Origin of the sequence: Pseudoalteromonas sp. (assembly GCF_041613455.1) — a bacterium.
Taxonomy (GTDB): domain Bacteria; phylum Pseudomonadota; class Gammaproteobacteria; order Enterobacterales; family Alteromonadaceae; genus Pseudoalteromonas.
This window is the reverse complement of the sequence record NZ_JBFJHD010000292.1, coordinates 1-3,073: the sequence shown is the minus strand read 5'-3', so window position 1 is coordinate 3,073 and position 3,073 is coordinate 1. Positions and strand designations below refer to the sequence as shown.

At 43.6% G+C, this 3,073-nt stretch carries 3 protein-coding genes; 2 read left to right on the top strand and 1 reads right to left on the bottom strand.

The annotated features are described in order from the left end of the window. Positions 1-39: 39 nt before the first annotated feature. Entirely contained in the window at positions 40-813 is a 774-nt protein-coding gene (gene gloB, locus ABYB02_RS16120) for a hydroxyacylglutathione hydrolase (RefSeq protein WP_372763399.1), read from the top strand. Between the two features lie 147 nt (positions 814-960). Continuing rightward, positions 961-2,544 (top strand): LysM peptidoglycan-binding domain-containing protein, encoded by a 1,584-nt coding sequence (locus tag ABYB02_RS16115; protein ID WP_372763398.1) that lies wholly within the window; start codon positions 961-963, stop codon positions 2,542-2,544. Positions 2,545-2,586: 42 nt separating this feature from the next. Here ABYB02_RS16115 and ABYB02_RS16110 read toward each other — a convergent pair. After that, a partial coding sequence (locus tag ABYB02_RS16110) for a phosphotransferase (protein WP_372763397.1) occupies positions 2,587-3,073 on the bottom strand: 487 nt, incomplete at its 5' end.

Genomic DNA, 3,073 nt, shown 5'->3' with positions numbered 1-3,073 from the left:
TATACTATAGGTAACTGTCACTTTATAGAGCAACGTAACATGGTGCAAGTCAAAGCAATTAAAGCCTTTTCAGATAATTACATTTGGTGCTTAACAAGCAGTCAGAGTAACCAAGCGTGGGTTGTCGACCCCGGTCAAGCCGAACCTGTACTGCGCCATTTAGCCGAGCATAATTTAGCCTTAGCCGGGATTTTAATTACTCATCACCATTATGATCACACCGATGGCGTGGCAAAGCTGGTTACTGAAAATCCAAATATTGCTGTTTACGGCCCCACTAACAGCCCATTTAAGGGGATTACCCATCCGCTTACTGCTTGCCAAAGTATTACGGTACTTAATACTGTTTTTAATATTATTGCCACACCTGGGCATACGCTTGATCATATTTGCTATGTTAATGAGCAACTTGCCTTTACGGGTGATACTTTGTTTAGTGGCGGCTGTGGGCGCTTATTTGAAGGCAGTGCTGAGCAAATGTGGCACTCGTTTAATAAACTGCGTGAGTTACCCAGCGACTGTAAGGTCTATTGCACCCACGAATACACGCAAGCTAACCTTGCCTTTGCAAAAGCCGTTGAACCCGATAATGCAGCGCTTATTGCCTACAGTGAACACGTCGATGAGCTGCGCAGTCGCGACGAAATAACCTTGCCCAGCAGCATTGGCCAAGAACTAAAAATCAATCCATTTATGCGCAGTAACCTAGCGTCTATAACCGCACTATTGCCTAAAGAGTTTTGCTCGGTTACAAAAAACAATGAACCTTGGGAAAACTTTGCCGGTCTGAGACGCTATAAAGATAATTTTTAATCCGCCTCTATAAAACTATTAACTAATAATCAAAACGTTAACCTTTAGTGATGCGTTCTGTAGGGGGATTTAAGTGTTCTAAAGTGGCAATGTTAACTCATAACGGGTAGTATTCGCCGAGTTTTTTTACCCGATATATTGGTATTTATGAATAAATCTCCCTTATTACTCGTTTTAGCGATGACGCTAAGCGGCTGTCAAACAATCAGCAACACAAGCACTGACGCGCATGCTGCAACGCAAGCCAACCAACGACTTGAAGGCGCAAGCCCCCACGATATTAGCGATGCGTTAAAACTCAATGCCCAATATCAACAACTAACTCAAGACGATGATGAAGCGCCGGTGTTTGATGATGTCTGGGAGCGTATTCGTTACCAACTCTCTATTGAAGTTCCGCAAAACCGCCCGGTCGTTAGCGAGCGCAACTATTATGCGAAACATCAAGCATATCTCGATCGTATTTCAAAGCGTGCCGAGCCTTACCTACACTTTATTGTAGAAGAAATAGAAAAGCGTGAAATGCCCATCGAAATTGCCCTGCTGCCTATTGTAGAAAGTGCCTTTGACCCGTTTGGTTACTCACACCGCACGGCATCGGGTATTTGGCAATTTATGCCACAAACCGGCGAACGTTTCGATTTAAAGCAAAATTGGTGGTATGACGGGCGCCGCGATATTGTACAATCAACCCGAGCAGCACTTGACTACTTATCTTACTTACACAAAACCCTTGAGGGCGACTGGCTAAACGCTATTGCCGCTTACAACTCGGGTGAAGGACGTTTGTTACGTGCAATTAAAAAGAACCGTAAAAAACATTTACCCACCGACTTTTGGTCATTAGATTTACCCCGCGAAACCACGGCGTATGTACCAAAGCTACTCGCGCTGGCCGACTTATTAAAACGCGCCGACGAATTTAATGTTACATGGCAGCCGATTATAAACGCGCAAGTGGTGGAAGTAGTTGATATTGGTTCACAAATCGACTTAGCACTGGCCGCAGAAATGGCGGATATGACACTCACCGAGCTTTATAGATTAAACCCGGGCTTTAATCGCTGGGCAACCGATCCAAGTGGTCCACATTTTTTATTGCTTCCGGTTGATAAAGCACAGCAATTTAGCGAAAAGCTAGCCAATACCGACATCACAGAGCGCTTACGTTGGCAACAATACACTGTTGCACGTGGCGACAGTTTATCGGTGATTGCTAATAAATTTACCACCAGCACCAGTGCAATAAAGTCGCTGAATAAACTAACTTCTAATACTATACGTGTGGGCCAGCAGTTATTAGTGCCTTTAAGCGACGGCGCTATTAATAGTGAGCACTTACCTAAGCAAATGCGTTTAGCGGCCAATAAAACCACTCGCACTAAGCTAACACACACAGTGAAAAGTGGTGATACGCTGTGGGATATTAGCCGAGAGTACGACGTGACGATGGCTGAACTAGCTAAGTGGAATAAGCTAAAAACCAATGCGGTGTTACGCTTAAAGCAAAAGTTAACCGTTTATAAAACAGCAAGTAATAGTAAAACGGCGATGAACAACACCAACCGCACCATTACCTATAAAGTGCGCCGCGGTGACTCATTGGCACGCATTGCCGCTAAATTTAAACTCTCTGTGAATGAGATTATTAAGTGGAATAACTTAGCGGGGCAAAAGTATTTACAGCCCGGACAAAAGCTTAAGTTAAAAGTTGATGTCAGAAGCAGTTAAACTAATAAAATACTCAGGCGCTACCATTAGCGCCTGAATATTTTAACTGTTAGCAAGTATCGCTGTTAGCCTAGTTTGCTTAGCAAGTATGTCTTTGTACAAGGTAAATTGATTTTGTGCGCGCTGTAAGTTATGTGTGCTATGTTTTACTGCAAAGTAGTTATCACCATCGAGGTAATCCGTTAAAAAGCGTAGCCCTACCATAAAGGTCATCACTTTAGTGCCAAGCCAAAAACTGTGTTTTTCTTGCTCAGAAAGCACGGCTTGTAATGGAGTGACATAGCCCTTAACAATGGCCGCAAAAATATCTTCACGCACATACACATTATCAAGCTGGGTCGAGTCTTCTTCTTCCGGGGAACAAAATGTGCGCACCATATCACCAAAGTCATACAGCCAAAATCCGGGCATACAGGTATCTAAATCGATCACAGCTTTGGCTTTATGTGTTTGCTTACAAAATAGCATATTGTTAATTTTGGTATCGTTATGGCACGGCCTAACGGGAAGCACTGCCGTCACGGCTTTG